We start from the raw sequence: 15,972 nt of genomic DNA, 5'->3' as shown, positions 1-15,972 counted from the left end.
CCAATCAGAGCCGTGCAACAGGGAGTGTGGCTACGTGAGGGGAGAGGAAGAGCTCCCCGGATGCGCACGCGTCAGAGCGCAGGGCGGTCCTCTCTCGGCGGCGCTCGGCTTGCCATCGGGTCACCGTCAAGTCGCATTCACGTCAGTGTTGCCGTTACGGGCCCGAGAGACCTCGTGTGCAATATCGGGAAAGGCACGTCGAAAACTCGTATTCGGCAGGCCGAAATGACGGGCAAGAGCCAACGTGCTGGGCTGTCGGCCGCTGACGCGGGCTCGGTCTTGCTGTTGGCGCAGAGCTTCGCGCACCTGTTGTTCCGTTGGATAATGAGAACGTTTCACTTTTGTTCCCCTTGCGGATTGGGTGATCAGTGGCATGAAATGGAATTGCATTAATTGAAATGAACGGCTATCCAGTTGCCTCTCCGCAAAGGCGGACGATTTCCTAAACGCCCTTGTGGATTCTGCTGAAGCTAGGGATGAGGAAGCGCGCATTTCCGGTCGCTCAACGTCCCCCGGCAGTCGCGGCTGCTCGCTGACAGGCTGTAGTAGTCCCGCGCACTGCGAGGCCTGGGCTGGCGTAGGGAGCGCGGCCCAGGGGCTCGTCAAGAGCCACGGCAGGCTGATTGAGGCGACTCGAAAAGCGTCTGGCTTACCCCTTCTTGCCCGTCCGTCAGGGTGTTTCGCCATGGTGGGTCCATCGGATGGCTGTGGATCAAGTAGTCCGCTTCGGATCGCCCCACTGCTGTAGGGGGCGAAACGGGAATGAATGCTTCCGTATTCATTCAGCGTGGGTGGGTCGGCGTCGAGGTGGCGCTGAACAGTCGTTCGAATTGACAGGTTCGTCTTTGACTCAAATTCAAAACCCCTCAGTAGTCGCCCGTATATCCATTTGCTGGTGGAGTGAAGATTTAACGGGGGGTGCTGGGGGTGGGGGAGTGTCGACAGCTAGAAAACCCGTTTAATGCGTTTAACGATGGGTTGCGAGCAGGGTTACCAATCTACTTCTGCACTCCGCCCGAGAAGGCGGCAGTAGGCGCAGTGCAAACATCGCAAGGGTCAAGTTTTCAGATACTGATAGAGAAGGTATCTGGTCCCGGCCGTGCTCCAGAGGCCCGTCGATACCGAGCAAACCTGGCCTGAGCAGTGACGTTGCTCGAGCGGGTCTGAGGACGTGGCAATCCGCGACCGGATTAGGCAAGCGGACCAGGCGCGTCATGCTTAACGCGAGGGTCGGCATTCACGTGATAGCTGACATTGAGTCAGCAAGGGTACTTGTTTGCGGTGAGGTCAGTTCGGTTGGCTGAATACGTGGCTGTGGGCTCGGCGCCGTCACACTGATGGGCTGGTGACATCGTCCGGCGGTCCCAGGGGTGCGCGTGATGCGGCGGCGGGCGACGGCGACGTTACTGAGCTTTCGGTCTGGGTGTCGTGAAGGTGAGTCCGGTTGCGCCGAGGCATCCGTCGATGACGTCGCTGCGGTATTGGGTTGCTCGGAGAGTCCGCCGCAGGACGCACATCAGGTGGTCCGGGTCGGTGAAGGCGATGTTGTTCTGGCCTGCGCGGCGGACCAGTGACCAGATGCCTTCGACGGGGTTGAGGTCGGGTGCATACGGCGGCAGTTGGAAGGAGACGATCCAGTCGCATGAGGCAATGAAGGTGCGGAGCCGAGCATCACGGTGCACGTTCAGGTTGTCCCAGATGAGCACGAGCGGGGCACCGAGTTGTCGGTGGGCGGCGATCAGGAGGTCGCGGTAGTCGGTCCAAGTGAAGCTGCGCCGGCCACCATTTTTGTGGTCCGGGTGCCGTTTGGGTCTGAAGATCAGCCGGGAACGTTCGCCGGGTTTGTAGCAGGTCAGGGCCGCTATGGAGAAGCGGCGCTGGGAGCGTCCTCGTACCCGGATCGCGGGTGTGTGCCCGCGTCGGGCCCAGGTGCGGGAGGTGGGCGGCGTCATCGAGAATCCGGCCTCGTCCTCAAAGACGATGAAGGCCCCGAGCGCAGCCGCGGTGCTTCCACCTGCGGCCACGTGTCCTTCACCCAGCCGGCAACCTTCTCCTCATCACGCTCCACAGCACGCCGGGCGGGGACCTGATGGCTGTGTCCGTGGCTGCGGAGCATCTCCATGATGGTCGACAGCGCAAGGGACTTGTGGAACCGGCGCCCGATCAATGTCTTGATCCTTGCCAGGGTCCAGGTCTGGTCCGGCCAGCCGTGCGCGAGTGGCCCCTTGGCCAGCTCCTGTTCCAGCACGGCGAACAGGGCCTTGCTCAGCTTGGGATGTGCCGCCGACCCCCAGGAGCGAAGTGCCACCGTGCCACCGTGCCACCGTGCCGCCAGGCCCGGCGCCAACGCTGCACGGACCGCACGCTGACCCGCAGCTGCTTTGCCACCATCATGTTGTCCTGGCCAGCGGCGAACATCTCGACTGCCTCCATGCGGATGCCCTCGCGAAATGTCCGCCGTTCGTCGGTCAATCCACCGCCCTGCGGATACCTCATGCTTCGGGCATACCGCAACGATCAGCTCACGTCAGCCCTCCACGACACCATGCCCGAAAGCTCAGTAGAAGAAAGACAGCCCGTCCTGCGGGCATCTGCGTTCGCAGACAGGCCGGCGGCCTCGTAGGGTGCCGGATGCTGAACAACATCAAGCTTTCGCCCTTTGCCGGGACCGTGTTGGATCGCTGCGGGGGCCGCCGTAGATTACTGCTGGCTTACGGTGAGTCGCGGGGCGCCGGGCCGGAGTCGGCGGGGCGGTCATCGGTCCCGAGGGCGATCACGGCACCGTCGCTGGAGCCCAGGACGCCAGCACAGGGGATGATGCGGAGGGACGCAACTTCAGCTGATCACGCCGAGGCGTCGTGGTCAGCGAAACGGGGTCTGATGCATGTCGAGTCGCTGAGCGCTGCCGGTTGCAGGTCGCAACTCGGGGGCCCCGACGGGCGTCGAGCCGACATCAGCTACCTGTTGAGTGACGGATCGATCCCCGAGTACTGGACCTGTTCACCCCCCTGGTCGGCGCTGATGCACGACCAGGGCTTATGAAACCTCGAGGCTTCCTGTCCGCGTGCAACTCGGCTGAGCCACGTTGGGCGGCCCTTTTTTGGGCAGCCTGCCAAGAGACGTCGCAAAAGACACATACATGCTTGGCGCGCCGAATGATCGATCTGGTCGATCAACCGAAAGGAAACGATACGAAGATGGTCTTGCCGTTTCCGATTGGGACCGGCTCGACGCTCACCATGCCGCTGTGTCGAGCGGCTAGCTCGAAGATCGTCTGCAGGCCGGAGCCCATGCTCTCTTCGGAGAGGCTGGGGAAGGTCGGATGGGTGTCGGCCACGGCGACGGTTAGGCACCTTCCGGTGACCGTCAGCTTGACGCCGATCTCGGGCGAACAGTCGGCGGCGTGGCGGACCGCGTTCGAGACCAGCTCGCTGACGCTCAGCAGTATCGCGTCCGCAATTGGGCTGCCGGGGATGACACCGAATGCGGTCAGGGCCAGTGCTGTTGTGTATCGCACAAGCCGGACAGACTCAGGTACGGCCGGAACTGTCTGGTCGTGCCACTGAGGAGATGTTCGTAAAACCATTCGAGTGCCTCGCGGTGAAAGACTGATTGGTGCCGCTCCCTGCCTGGAGGGCGTGAAGTGCATCGGTTCGACGGCGCCGTGGTGTGCACGGATGGAGGTCGATGCGGCCCACGGTAATGGAATCATAACAACGCGCTACCTACACTCATGTCTGAAATGGAAAGATATAGCCGCTATTTGTTCATATGTCTGTTTGTGTACGTGACGTTTTGCTACCTGAATTGGCCTTCAATGTGCCGCGTTATGTCGCTCCGGCAGGCACCGGGAAAGTCTTCCCTCGTTTGCCTGGCAGGAGCCGCCTTCGTTTGACGTATCGCAGTCTGGCAAGCGGGAGTCGCGCCCGGTGGGTTGCTCGCTCGGCTCAACTCGGGCGTTCAGGTGGGGAATGGGCCGGTCCTGGCGGATGGTTACGCCGGATGAGTGAATCGGCAGCCCAGAGCGTGCCGTGAGTTGATATCTGAAGGTCTGAGGTGAACTGTGGCCATTGGCCAATGATGCAGGTTTTATCTCAGCTATCTAAATGATCCGCGCCAGCGTCGGGTTTGACGGTATCTACTGAACTTGATCTACGGCGTGGCTTAACTCCCTGCCTTCGTCGGGAGGACGGGAGGCCGATCTGGCTCCTATGCAGAGAGGACTACGGTCTTGGGGGCTTGTCAGAGCTTCGAGCCAAAGACCCTCGCCCACCCTGCCAGGGCGGCCGCCGAGCCGGTGGACAGCGCGATTTGGTTCATCTGCCAAGTAGTCGCAGACAGTCCGCGGTTCCGACCACCGCTGCCCAGGGTATGCAGGCCACCGCCTGCCATCTTGTGCTGCGGCGCCGCCGGCAGAGCGTGAGGATCCGATACCTCGACCTTCTCGGCATGGGCGATCGCCCGCTCCGCGACTTCGCGGGCAGCCGCTACCACCGCGATCGCCACGCGCTGACCGGGTCCCTGTGATGACGCAGCCGATCGATACGCCCAACCCCCAGCCAGAAAATTCTGTCCCAGGCCGGCTTGCCACCGAAACCCGTGAAAAGGGTGGAGAACCTGCCCATGCAACCAGCCGTCGGCTGTCCAACGCCGATGCTGCGGTGGCAGCGAGGGGCGACCGACCGGGAATGGCCTGCTGGCCCCCATGGCCCTGCGTCGTTACTGCGCCTCGGCGGTGTACGCGCACAGCTGTCCGTGCCGTGCTTCAGGGCCAGCTCAGGCGCCGCGGCCATCGACGACTTAGGTGTCGAGTCGGCTCATCGGCAACGAGTGGATACAGCCCAACTACCGCAACCGTGCAGCGTTTGCGGACAGAGCGGAAGGAACCCACAGTGCAGTGGAATTTACGTATGAAGGCGGCAGAGGCCGGGATTTGGCAAGCCAGCAAGTTGCGTCACCTACTGGCCGAAGCCGGGCTGGAGATCAGTACGGGCAAGATGTCGATGCTCTGGTCCAAGACTCCGACCACTATCCGACTGGATGATCTTGAGGTGCTGTGTGCAGTCTTGACCTGCACTCCGAGCGACCTACTCCTGTCGACTCAGAACGAGGCCCGCAGCGAGCCACGGCCAACGGCCGTGGCTTCGAAGGATGCTCCGGACAATTCGAAACCCGCCGTGCCGATCGCCGGCCAACCTCACCCCGGCCATCCGACATCCGCAGAGCCGTTGCCATCTGGTTCATCCACCGCAAGGTAGGGCGGAGTCTCCCTCGTCTACGGTCGGTTGCTCCAGACGAGTGGCCCGCCAGCGGGACAGCGTGGCGGACCCCATCCGATGGATCATTGGCCGACCGCACGGGGCTACCTGTCCAGTCGTCCAGGGCTCACGTCACCCTGGCCCGCGCCTTCAACGTCAAGGCTTGCGGCGTGAAACGAGCTCGCCAACTGGCGCAGGTCTTCTCCCTGGCGGTCGGATCGCACCGCTCATCCAACCCAGGTCGCGGAGGTGCACTCAATTCCCGTGGCCTGTCAACGACCCTGGTCGTCATTCGTCGGCTACGCGGCCGTCTGGGCGGTAGGCGTTGTAGAGGTGCTTGGGTAGAGCGGTATCCCGGCGTAATGACTTGAACAGAGCCTTCGCCTGCCTCTTGACGGTTACGTAGCGACCCCAGTGATCAGGGTCCTCAACGCTGGGGACGGTGACGGCGCGTACCCGGTCGGGCGGAATCATTCGCGCGGTGTTGACGAGGGAGTACAGCTCAGCCGGTGAGTCGAGTCCTGAATCGGCCACTAGACTCGAGGTGACTGCGTCCAGCACGGGGTATAGACGTGTCGGATTGTAGAGCGTTCCGCTGGAGCTGATCTTGGCCAAGAGCTGATGCATGAACTGCTTTTGCCGTTCAACGCGTTGGAGATCACTGCCATCGCTGACGCCCAGCCGGGCGCGGACGAAGGTAAGAGCCTCCTTTCCATTCACCGTCTGCCGTCCTGGCCGCAGCGTGATGCCGTACCGGGACTGGCGCACCCGTTCTGCTACGTCGACCTCCACACCGCCGACCGCGTCCACGACGTTGATGAAGCCGGAGAAGTCGGCCACGAGATGGTGGTCGATCCGGATGCCCGTGAGGTCTTCAAACGTGCGGATGGTGCAGGCTGCGCCACCGAACTGGTAAGCCCAGTTGAACTGCGCGTGTTGTGCGCGGCTGCGGCCCCCTTCGGGTCGCAGGCAGGCAGGGATATCCACCATGAGGTCGCGCGGCACGCTTGTCATTGAGGCACTACGCCGGTTGGCTGCCAGATGCAACAAGATCGTCGTATCCGCTCGTGTGCTGCCCAATCCGGCTTCGCTGTCGGTGCCGAGCAGCAGGATGTTCTGGGCTTTGCCTGCTGCCGCCGTGGGCCGTGCGCCGTGATCGGCATCGAGCGCGCGCTGAGTCGCCTCATCGGTGCGGGTGTTGTTGTCGAGCTGTGCATAGATTAACCAGCTAATGGCCACTGTGCTCAAGAGAAGCAGTGCAGCCACAATAGCGACGATCTTGAGGAAGCGGGAAACGGGGAGCCCTTTCGCTCCGCGCGCGAACCGGATGGCCATCGGACTTTTGGCCACGGGGCCCTCCTTTTCGATTGGATGGCGAGTTTCTTCCCTCAACGGCTGCAGCCTCTGCTAGCTGTGTGGATGGGGAGTTGCCGGTAGTGATGGTCCTCGGTGGCACACTGACCGAACCGCAAGAATCGCATCTGTCTATTCCTCTGCTCGGCTTTCCAGATGAACTCGGTCTAGCGTGTCCGCGAAACCCGGCGCCCTTGTGTCAGAAGCACGCACCGTCGTCAAAACCGTTGGAGCCTCACCCGTCCTCTCGCTTTCAGTGCGCACAAAGGGCCGGATCCGCTCGATCCAGCCCACTGCGGCCTCCTCTGCTCTGGAAGCCTTCCAGTAGCACCGCTCGCATGGATGATTATCGGCGCATACAGCTGCCACATAAGCCCGGCTGGAGGCTCTGATGGCCCACTGCCCCAGGAAGGTTTTATTGTGGGCGAGCGCTGAGGTGATGTAAGCCGAGAGAGCCGTGTCGGTGTACGCCTCAGCAGCCAAGCGTGGGTCCCTTTCTTCTTCTGCCAAGAATGCTGAAGTCTCGGCCTGTTCCACTGCGGCGGCCATCCGCTTGCTCTCATGGCCTGCAGCGGCGCGTTCGGCACGCGACTGTGCTGACCGTGCCAGCTCGATGAAAGCCTCAGCATCGATTGACGAGCGCAGTGACATAGGAGAGGCGCGCCTTCCTGCGGCTCGCTTCGAACGGCTGGCCGGTGCGGTGGCAGCGGCTACAGCCACCGCGGCAACGACCGCCAGGACGACTAGATAGGGGTACATCAGGGCTGCTGCCTTCCTTTGCCCGCACGACGCGGGAGCGCGTGTACAGCTTCCGCTGCATTGTGTGCTGCTAAGGATGGCTGCGAGATCTCGTTCGTGAGGGATTGTCCCCCCGATGCAGTAGCGCCTCATTTCCTCCAAGACCTGCTGATTGTTTTCGCTGAGCGCTTCGCATCGTAGGTGCCGGGGGATCTCGACCGCACGTCTGCGGGGGCAGTCCGGTAGACGGCGTGGTGCGGTAGCGCGCGAAGGCCCCACCGCTGGCACAGACGCTGCCCTGGTCTCGTCCTTGTGAGAGGGGAGACATGCCTTTCGCGAGGGCGTACTCGGATTCTCCGCCGGACCGAACTTGGCTGTCACTGCGAGTTCGGCTCACTCCCCGGCTGTTGCGGCGGGAACTTGAGGTGACCGCCCCCCCCGGCTGATGTGTCCCCCGAAAGGGGTCTGTTGCTGGCGAGTTGGACCATCTCGGAAGGGTGGCAACCAGGCTCTGACGGCACCGACTTGTGTGCGCTGGCCTGGTCGCCTGCGGGCCTGCAGCTACACCAATCAGACCTTGCTCGGGTGGGGCGGCTCTCGAAGGACCCACTGTAGGTGGAGCAGGCGTTGAGGGCGTGCGCGCGACCCGCTCGCGACCGTTGCGTACAGGCTTGCATCCAGGGTCGAGGCCGCAGGCTGGGTGTTGCCGTCGCCGAGCGCATATGCGTTGCTTTGGTCTGCCGTGGCATCGGTGCACGACGCCTTCGGCCTCGACCGGGATTTCCACGCTCTCCCGCACACGCAACGACACCGCTACCGCCCCCTGGGCATGACTTCCCCCATGCCCAGGGGTGACGGTTATGGCTGCGCGAACTTGAACGCCGACGGCGGCCTCGCAGCGGGTTTGGGTCGAGCACGCATGCGCCGAAGAAGCCTCACGGTCCCGCTGCACCACTTCCTCGGGCGCCACGGAGACGATTCCGCCCCGTTGGCAGGCAATTCAGCCGCACCACGATCTTCAGTAGGCCCACCTCGCTCCCTGGCCCGCAGGCTGAGCGATGCGCATGCTGCCCGGCCCGGTGGCGGTGGTGTAGTGGGCACGGACCACTCCGTACGCTGCGAGAGCCTGTTGGCAGCGTGGACAAGGGCGGGCCAGCAGAGGCCTCCCCTGGCTGTCGACTCTCGCGACGTAGACCACGGCGCCTTGAGGCCTGCGCGTGCGGCGGAGGATCACTTCCTCGGCATGAAACGACGCGTTCTGAAAATCGATGATTGGGTGGTTTCGGTACTTGTTGCAGGCGCCCCCAAGTACCCTCCCACCCCTCACTAAGACAGCACCAACACGGTATCTGCACTGTGAGGTGGCTGCCTGTTTTATGGCGAGTGAGAGGTATTTGGACATTTGGGAAGAGGTTATCTGACACCGCTCCTACGTAGAGGGATGCTGTAGTAAGCCAATTGCAGGGTCACGGATGCGGGAGGTGTATGTCAGGGAGAGCGTTCCGGCGCTCGAGTGAGGACCAATTCTGGGGCTCATCAAGGTGGTTGGTCCGCAACCCACCGCATGACGCCATTCACGCTGGTCGCGTACGCCAGCTCCTCGCCAGCGGACAGTGCCGCGTCGGTGGCGCTCAGTCCTGAGGTGCCCTCCAACTCCGCGGGCGTATTTCCCTCGCCTTTGCCTGGGAAATCATGAGCATTGAATTCTGTTAAGCATCCCTCTCTTTCACGCACATGTTCCCACGTCGTATACGTCACCAGATCACCCCTATTTCATTAGGATCTCATGTATGCGTCAATCGGCATGTGGCTCCTGCCTGGAGCCGATATCCCGGAACGGGGGAGACAACTGGTCGATCCGCCGCCACATCCCCGCCCCCACCAGGCGTTCCGTAACAACGCGGCGCCCTGTGGCCGGCCGGGCGCCGACTACAGGCGATCCGCGTTGCTGTCGGGTTGTGGACGAGTGGGCCAACTGCCGCGACCCCGGCGGGGTCAGCCTCGTGCGCGCCGTACCGCCCGTGTAACCATGGGGGGCAGCAGATCGGCCGCGATCTTGCGGGCCAGCGAAGGTGTCTGCGGATCCTCGTCCCTGGGGGCCGGGAGGGCGCGGGGGCCGGCGGGAGTGGTGTAGCGGGACGTAACCAGCGAAGGCGCCGGGATCTTCTCCCGCGTGGCGCGAATGACGTCGACGCCGGCGATGCGCTGGACTTCCGGGCGGCAGCGCGGCATGGCGCACAGCTCTTGAAGGAGTGCGCCCGAGAGTGGGCTGGTGTCACCCCACGTGCCGTACATCTTGTTCGAGGAGAGCATGACGGGGCGCAGGTCGTGGCGGAACACCGCCTCCCAGGACGCGGCGGAGACGCCGGGCGTGAGCTCGGTGCGGTAGTCGTCGAGGACGAGGATGCCATCCTCGCGCAGTGCCCTCTTCGCCGTCAGGATGTCTTCCCGCACGTCGGCATAGGCGCCTGAGGCATCGATGTGGATGAACCGGCACGAGTTCTCGCGGATCAGCGAGGGCAGGACGTCGGTCCGGTCCTCGACCACTTCGGGCAAGGCGTCATGGAAGGCAGAGTAGTTGGCCTCGAAGGCCGCTCGGGTCGATGACTTCTGGTAGAAGGCCATGGTGACCTCCTTGGTGTAGCCCGTATTGGCCCCAAAGAGGTCGCAGACCGTCATCTTCTCGCCGGGGCGCAGGAACTCACCCATCACGATGGTGCTCTTGCCGAGGTAGCAGCCCATCTCCAGAAGATTGCCGGGTTCGGTGCCTGCGGCGCCCGCGCCCAGAAACCAGGCGAACAGACGCTGGTCGAGTGGCCAGAACCAGCCCGGTACGTCTTCGAGGCAGGTGGGGCGGGTCGGTTCGGTCTGGCGGTGCGGGCTGGGGGTGGCGATCGCTTCGTTGGTGGTGCTCGTCATGGTGGGGTCTCCGTAGCGGGCATCTGGGGTGTGTGCAGGGCGTCGGGCGGGTGGGGCGACGGGGCGGTGGCGGCACTTTGGCCGGGCCCGAGGACGTCACCGCAGCGGTGCATCCCCTCTCGAACGCGCGTTGCACGGCGCGGCGGGTCCAGGCGCGCAGCGGCTTCAGCTGTTCGGGGGTACCGCACCAGGTCCGGCCAGCCCAGGACGGCCCGGTGGTCGAAGAGGCCCAGGCGCCTGCCGATGACGAGGAGGGCGGTGCCCAGCGATGGCTGCGCCATCGGCTCGTCGGCGAGCCCCGGCAGAAGGGTTCTGGAATGCCTCCGGAGGCCGAGCTGCCCCGGAATGGGGGACGCGGTTCCGGTCATGGTGTGCTGTTACGGAGGGGGAAGGACGGGGAGGTTTGGCGTTGGCCGAGAGTTCGCTGAGGAGAGGTCGAGAGCGGGAAGTCCTGGCCGAGCATGACCAGGGAGACCACGCGAGCGGCCGCGTCCCCGTCGTCGTACTCACAGAACCGGGCGCGGAAGTCGGACCGCAGGGTGGCGGAGCGTTCGTCCCGCCACGCCCCTGAAGTGAACAGGTGTGCTAACTGACCTGTTCGGATGGTGACATGGCCCGGTGGCGTGGCAAGCAGATCGAAGTACGTGCCGCGTGCTGCCTGATAGGCCGGCCAGTCGTCGGTGTGGACGACGATCGGACGATCCAGATGGACGTAGTCGAACATCAGCGAGGAGTAATCGGTCACCAGGGCGTCGGAGGCCAGCATCAGGTCCTCGACGCACCGTTCGTCGGTGACGTCGCGCAGCAGTCCGTGCTGCTCCAAGTCGCGCAGTTGCAGGCTGCGAACGGCGGCGTGGGCGTCTTGCCGGTGCAGCCGCACGAGCAGCGTGACACCGGACCCGAGCTCGCGCACCAGCCGCTCGAAGTCCACCCGTGGCTTGTACCATGTGCTGTGGTCGCGGGGTGTCGGGGCGTAGAGCACGACGGTGTTGCCCTCGGGGATGCGAAGGTGCTTGCGCACAGCCGCCGCGCGTAGCGCATCGCCCCGCACGAGCACGTCGTTGCGTGGGGCGCCGGTCGCCAGCGAGGTGAAGCGGCAGGGATAGGCGCGGTCCCAGGCCCACTGGGCGTGCCGACTCGACACCAGGCTGTAGTCCCAGCGGTCCGAACGCCGCAGCTGCGCAGCGACATTGAGGTGGTACATCGCTGCGGGGCGGCTCAGGAGATCGACACCCATGTGCTTAAGCGGGGTGCCCAGGTGCGTGTGGACGTGGATCTGCCCTTCGCGCTTCACCAGGCCTGCGGCCCAGTTGACGTTGTTGAAGAAGTACGTGGCTCGGCTTACCACCCGGTGATAGCGCAGGGTGCCGGGGAGGACGAAGTCGACGCCTTCCGGCACCTGGTCCACGGCCTCGGGCCGCACCACCCACACCGGGCGGACATGTGGGGCGAGCGTTCGGGCCGCCTGCTGAATCGCTGCCGGGTCGCCGAGCACACCCCGGTGCGAGAACGCCGAGTACACCGCGAGGTGCGGATCCAGCGGGCGCCTGCGCTCGATCCGGGTCAGGGTGCGCTTGGTCCTGCGGGTGGCCGAACTGCGCAGCTCACGCCTCTTGCGGGCGGCGGCAGAACGCACCGAGTCGGCCAGGGCCCAGGCCCGGAAGACGGCGTAGGGACTCGTCGCGGTGAGTCTCCACCGGAGGCGGTAGCGGTCGGTGGGCGGGGCGAGGCCGGCTGGCTTGTAGCGGCGGTAGAACCGCACAATCATGCGGTAGAAGTCGGCGCGATCGCTGGGCAGCACGCGCTCGGTGGCCGTGAGCGTGGTCAGGAAGTGGTTGATCGCCCGCTCGAAGAGCAGCGGCCGAGCCGCATCGAGCTCCGGGTGTTCGTCGAGGAACGTAAACAGACTGGAGTACTGCGCGAAGATGTCGAAGTGCTTACGACCCGGGGTCCGGGCGATCGCCCCTCGTCGGCGCTGCCGATATTCGACGCACACCCGGTCCAGGCAGCCGATGTGGCGGGCGGAGACCAACACCTGATAGGTGATCGGAGCGTCTTCGTAAAGCCCTGGTTTGTAGGCGAATCCATGGCCGATGAAGAACTCGCGGCGGTAGGCCTTGTTCCAGGCCGCCAGGAACAGGTCCAGGTACTGGGGGCTCGTGAGGATGTCGAAGGTGTCCGTGCCTGCGGCGGCGAGCATGTTCGCCGTCATGCTCCGGCCTGCGCGGCCCCACCAGTAGGTGAGCACGTGGTCGAAGACCAGTACGTCGGGGTCTTCGGTGACGGCAAGCCGTTCATCGATGGCCGCGAGCGCGCCCGGCGTGTAGCTGTCGTCGCTGTCAAGGAAGAGCAGGTAGTCGCCGGTGGCGTTGCGGACGCCCACATTGCGGGCACGGCCGAGGCCGACGTTCGTGGGCAGGTGGACCGTCCGGACCCGCGCGTCGCGCGCTGCGTACTCATCGATGATGGCGCCGCAGTGGTCGGGCGAGCAGTCGTCGACCGCGATGACCTCGAAGTCGGCGAAGGACTGTGCCAGGACCGAGTCGAGGCATGTACGCAGGTAGCCCTGCACCTTGTAGACGGGGACGATGATGCTGAAGCGGGGCACGGGCTCTTCCACGGGTCGTGATGGACGGGGACGTGGGTGGTGCGCTGGGCGGCGGTATGCGCGTGTGGAGCCTGAGCGGCTCAGGTGGCTGCTTGCTCAGATATGGCACGGCGGGACGTCCTCGGCGCCGGGACGTTGCGGGGGGACACGGGGTGAGGAGGTCGCGAGAACACGTCCGCTCACGGGCACGACCGGCGGCAGCTGGTCGGCCGGCTCGCCGAGCAGCACCCGCCGCACCACCCGCTCCGCCGCGAGCCCGTCGTCCAGGTGGCAGAAGCGTTCACGAAACGCCGCCCGCAGCCGCCCCGAATGCTCCCCGTTCCACTCGCCGTCGCGGAAGATCCGCGCCAGTTCGTCCTGCGTGCGGGCGACAGCGCCCGGCGGCTCGGCGAGCAGATCGAAGTAGACGCCGCGGATCGCGCGGTAGATGTCCCAGTCACCGGCGAAGACGACGATCGGCCGGTCGAGGTTGGCGTAGTCGAACATGATTGACGAGTAGTCCGTGACCAGCACATCGGCTGCCAGACAGACCTCCTCGGGGGAACGGTGCTCCGTCACGTCGATCAACTTGCCGGAGTGCAGGGCCTGTTCATGCCCCGCCGACCCCTCGTAGAGGTGGTGGGCACGCAACAGCACCACGAAGTCCTCGCCGAGGGCGTCGCACAAGGCGGGCAAGTTCAGCTGTGGTGTGAGACCGGTGCGGTAGTCGCGATGGGTAGGCGCGTACAGGACGGCAGTCTTGCCTTCGGGAATGCCGAGCCGCTTGCGGATGGTGGCCACGTCGTCGGCCGTCGCGCTGTAGAACACGTCGTTGCGGGGATAGCCGACATTGAGGCTCTCGTACGCTCCCGGGTAGGCGTGCTCCCAGACCTCGGTGGAATAGTGATTCGAGGAGACGCTGAAGTCCCAGCGGTCCACGCCCTCCAGGAGCTTGCCGAGGGACCCCGCGGCGGCAGCAGCGGGGAAGCCCACCTGGTCCAAGCCCATCCGCTTCAGCGGTGTGCCGTGCTGGGTCTGCACATGGATGGTGCCGGGGCGCTTCTTGACCGCCATTTCGAAGTCGACGTTGTTGAAGGTGTACTTGGCAGTGGCCATCACCTGCCAGTAGCGGCGGCTGCCGATCACCACGCATTCCACGCCGTCCGGCATGTGTTGGCTGCCGTTGCCGTCGGCGACGAGGAAGACGGTCTTGATGTGCGGGGCCAGGCGCTGGACCGCGGCGTGGATGGCGGCGGGGTTGCAGGCGTAGCCGCTTCCGCCGTACGCCGAGAAGACGGCGAGGCGCTCGTCGAGGGGCCGCCTGAGGAAGGCTCGATAGGGGTGGCGGCGGCGCTGCCAGTGACGCCCCGCGCGCTGGAGGGTGGGGGCGAGCAAACCGGTCAGCTTCTTCTTCGCTCCGCGCCCCGCGCAGAAGATCGTGTAACAGCCCGATGCGAGCAGCCGGTGCTGCGCGCCGAGACGTCCCGCAGGCCGGGTGAACCCAGCAGGCCGGTGCCGCCGGTATAGCCGCGAAGCCCGGCGGAAGAAGCGCCGCCGCAGGATCGCGGACGGCAGCCGCGAGGGCGTCGACGCGGTTGTGAGTACCTCGTGCGTGAACCTGCCGAAGATCCGCGCGAGCACGAAGGGCGCTGGCGTAATCACGGCCGCCTCCGTCATCGCGAGATCGAACTGGTCTAGAAGGTCCAGGTGGTGCGCGCCCTCGACCCGGTTCCGCGCGCCCTGCCTGCGCAGCAGATGACGTACGCAGACCTGGTCGAGCACAGCGAGCCGCTCGGCCCGAAGCGCGCACAGCACGCTCCACGCCGTATCTGTGAACATGCCCGGCGCGAAGGAGAGCCGGTGCTCCGCCAGGAAGCTGCGCCGGTAGGCGCCACAGAACGCGGGCACCATGGGGTCGGGCAGCGCGGCATGCTGCTCCGCAGAGAAGGCGCCCGCCGGAGCGCCCTTCCAAAGCCGCTGGAGGGTTGGTCCCTGGGAGCCCTCGAACCAGTGCACCCGCTCATGGTCGAAGAACAGCAGATCGGGGTCGTCGGTCTCGGCGAGCCGGGTGTCGATGGCCGCCAGCGCGCGCGGCACGAGCATGTCGTCGCCGTCGAGGAACAACACGTACTGGCCGTTCGCCACCGCTGCCCCGGCGTTCCGCGCCCCGGGCAGGCCGTCGCTGGGCGAGGACTGTGTGCGGCGCACGCGCGGGTCGCGCTCCGCGTGCTCGGCGACGATCGTCGAGCACAGGTCCGCCGGTCCTTCGCTGTCATCGACGACAGCGATCAGCTCGAAGTCCTCGAAGGACTGTTCGAGTACCGATCCCAGGCAGTCGGTGAGCCGTCCTGGCACGCCATGGGTGGGGATGATGATGGTGAAGCGCGGCATGACTGCCTCCTAGTGAGGTCGGCTCCTTGGTTGGGGGACGTACGTCGCAGTGATGCGGTGGGAGGGGTACCGCGGTGAAGGGCCCTCTACGGCTGTGATCTAGGGGCGTGGGGGCTGGCGGTAGAGAGGTGCGTGAGGCTCGCTGGAGCTGTTCGTTTCCTTGAGGGCAGGACTGTTTGCCGCAGATGAAGTCCGAGCCTTGGGCCACAGGGGAGAGGCTGGTGCAGCGGAGGGCGGTCCGGCACAGCGGCTCCAGGCCGCTTGTGGCGGCGGCGGTGCCCCCGGGATTTGGGCGGTGCTGGACCCACGGGCCGCGGGGGATCCAGTGGCAGAGCACCTGGCTTTGCGGCCGGAGCCTGCCCTGCGCATCGAGACAGCCCACCGCACGCGGTGATGCGTCCGCTTTCTGGACGAGGGCTGGGAGGGGTACGAGAGCTTCAGGCATATCAGGTCCTGGGGGCGGTGGGAGGGCGCTGCAACAGACGGGCGGAGGACAGCGACAACCCGGCAGGGTCGGATCCGGGCAGGGCCGCGTCAAGTGCCTGCGGCGCCGGCGCGGGGTGGCGCTCCGAGAGCGGCACGACGGCGGGCCGTGGGGTCGTTTCGCCGAACACCACATGCCGCACGATCCGTTCCGCGGCGTGTCCGTCGTCGTAGGGGCAGAACCGTTCCCGAAACGCGCTCCTCAGCTGCGCCGAGCGTGCCGCTCGCCAACGGCCTGATTCG

Annotated in this window: 11 protein-coding genes and 1 pseudogene; 1 reads left to right on the top strand and 11 read right to left on the bottom strand. The window is 65.3% G+C overall.

The window, feature by feature from the left end; translation table 11 throughout:
* Positions 1 to 1,403: 1,403 nt before the first annotated feature.
* The 4 genes and pseudogenes from OG302_RS43215 to OG302_RS43200 form a co-directional block, all read right to left on the bottom strand.
* The gene (locus tag OG302_RS43215) at positions 1,404 to 1,952 is read right to left on the bottom strand and encodes a transposase (RefSeq protein WP_371750531.1); all 549 of its coding nucleotides are present in this window, start codon (positions 1,950 to 1,952) and stop codon (positions 1,404 to 1,406) included.
* Positions 1,949 to 2,496 (bottom strand): annotated as a pseudogene (locus tag OG302_RS43210) (transposase). Before OG302_RS43210 ends, OG302_RS43215 begins: the two are co-directional and overlap by 4 nt.
* Positions 2,497 to 3,172: 676 nt before the next feature.
* On the bottom strand, positions 3,173 to 3,586 hold the full coding sequence (locus OG302_RS43205; protein ID WP_371750526.1) for an ATP-binding protein: 414 nt from the start codon (positions 3,584 to 3,586) through the stop codon (positions 3,173 to 3,175).
* A gap of 656 nt (positions 3,587 to 4,242) precedes the next feature.
* A complete protein-coding gene (locus OG302_RS43200) occupies positions 4,243 to 4,506 on the bottom strand; it encodes a hypothetical protein (RefSeq protein ID WP_371750525.1) in 264 nt (87 codons plus the stop codon).
* A 20-nt stretch (positions 4,507 to 4,526) separates the two neighbouring features.
* On the opposite strand from OG302_RS43200, the gene OG302_RS43195 reads away from it, so the two are divergent.
* Positions 4,527 to 5,258: a helix-turn-helix domain-containing protein gene (locus tag OG302_RS43195; protein ID WP_371750524.1), complete on the top strand. Its 732-nt coding sequence runs from the start codon at positions 4,527 to 4,529 to the stop codon at positions 5,256 to 5,258.
* 288 nt (positions 5,259 to 5,546) lie between these two features.
* Here OG302_RS43195 and OG302_RS43190 read toward each other — a convergent pair whose 3' ends face one another.
* The 7 genes from OG302_RS43190 to OG302_RS43160 form a co-directional block, all read right to left on the bottom strand.
* Entirely contained in the window at positions 5,547 to 6,608 is a 1,062-nt protein-coding gene (locus tag OG302_RS43190) for an LCP family protein (protein WP_371750523.1), read from the bottom strand.
* A 1,759-nt stretch (positions 6,609 to 8,367) separates the two neighbouring features.
* Positions 8,368 to 8,751 (bottom strand): hypothetical protein, encoded by a 384-nt coding sequence (locus tag OG302_RS43185; RefSeq protein WP_371750522.1) that lies wholly within the window; start codon positions 8,749 to 8,751, stop codon positions 8,368 to 8,370.
* Positions 8,752 to 9,344: 593 nt separating this feature from the next.
* Positions 9,345 to 10,268: a class I SAM-dependent methyltransferase gene (locus tag OG302_RS43180; RefSeq protein WP_371750521.1), complete on the bottom strand. Its 924-nt coding sequence runs from the start codon at positions 10,266 to 10,268 to the stop codon at positions 9,345 to 9,347.
* Positions 10,265 to 10,636, bottom strand: coding sequence for a hypothetical protein (locus OG302_RS43175; RefSeq protein ID WP_371750520.1), 372 nt, complete (start codon positions 10,634 to 10,636; stop codon positions 10,265 to 10,267). Before OG302_RS43175 ends, OG302_RS43180 begins: the two co-directional genes overlap by 4 nt.
* Positions 10,633 to 12,876, bottom strand: a complete 2,244-nt coding sequence (locus tag OG302_RS43170) for a CDP-glycerol glycerophosphotransferase family protein (protein WP_371750519.1) — start codon at positions 12,874 to 12,876, stop codon at positions 10,633 to 10,635. The genes OG302_RS43175 and OG302_RS43170 overlap by 4 nt, the downstream gene beginning before the upstream one ends.
* Before the next feature lie 96 nt (positions 12,877 to 12,972).
* On the bottom strand, positions 12,973 to 15,246 hold the full coding sequence (locus OG302_RS43165) for a CDP-glycerol glycerophosphotransferase family protein (RefSeq protein WP_371750518.1): 2,274 nt from the start codon (positions 15,244 to 15,246) through the stop codon (positions 12,973 to 12,975).
* Between the two features lie 446 nt (positions 15,247 to 15,692).
* Positions 15,693 to 15,972: CDP-glycerol glycerophosphotransferase family protein (locus OG302_RS43160; RefSeq protein WP_371750517.1), on the bottom strand; the 280-nt coding region annotated here is incomplete at its 5' end.

It is taken from the genome of Streptomyces sp. NBC_01283, from assembly GCF_041435335.1.
Lineage (GTDB): Bacteria > Actinomycetota > Actinomycetes > Streptomycetales > Streptomycetaceae > Streptomyces.
Note: the sequence above shows the minus strand (reverse complement) of the source record. Positions and strands in the feature narration are given on the sequence as shown.

Excerpts from the sequence above, each read along its gene's own strand:
- OG302_RS43175 (WP_371750520.1), bottom strand. The coding sequence starts at position 10,636 with ATGACCGGAACCGCGTCCCCCATTCCGGGGCAGCTCGGCCTCCGGAGG.
- OG302_RS43205 (WP_371750526.1), bottom strand. The coding sequence starts at position 3,586 with ATGGTTTTACGAACATCTCCTCAGTGGCACGACCAGACAGTTCCGGCC.
- OG302_RS43215 (WP_371750531.1), bottom strand. The coding sequence starts at position 1,952 with ATGACGCCGCCCACCTCCCGCACCTGGGCCCGACGCGGGCACACACCC.
- OG302_RS43180 (WP_371750521.1), bottom strand. The coding sequence starts at position 10,268 with ATGACGAGCACCACCAACGAAGCGATCGCCACCCCCAGCCCGCACCGC.
- OG302_RS43195 (WP_371750524.1), top strand. The coding sequence starts at position 4,527 with ATGACGCAGCCGATCGATACGCCCAACCCCCAGCCAGAAAATTCTGTC.
- OG302_RS43165 (WP_371750518.1), bottom strand. The coding sequence starts at position 15,246 with ATGCCGCGCTTCACCATCATCATCCCCACCCATGGCGTGCCAGGACGG.
- OG302_RS43185 (WP_371750522.1), bottom strand. The coding sequence starts at position 8,751 with ATGTCCAAATACCTCTCACTCGCCATAAAACAGGCAGCCACCTCACAG.